We start from the raw sequence: 241 nt of genomic DNA on the forward strand, positions 1-241 counted from the left end.
ACACAATAAAAGTACAGAGTCTCGTAGCTCAGCTGGTTAGAGTACTACACTGATAATGTAGGGGTCGGCAGTTCGAGTCTGCCCGGGACTACAGGTTGCACCTGAGGCAATTTTTTATCTGTATTGAGTCACATCAATACATATAGAGGGTTTACGGGTAAAACACGACTCGTATTTAGAGAAAGTGATTGCAAATCACAATTTTCGACTTACGAATCACGAAAAACACTTTTATTGAAAG

General features: G+C 40.2%; 1 tRNA gene. It reads left to right on the forward strand.

Going from position 1 to position 241, the window contains the following annotated elements:
• The first annotated feature begins 17 nt into the window (after positions 1–17).
• Positions 18–91: transfer RNA gene (locus tag KO524_RS15620), tRNA-Ile, on the forward strand.
• Positions 92–241 lie beyond the last annotated feature (150 nt).

It is taken from the genome of Flavobacterium sp. NKUCC04_CG (assembly GCF_019345525.1).
GTDB lineage: Bacteria > Bacteroidota > Bacteroidia > Flavobacteriales > Flavobacteriaceae > Flavobacterium.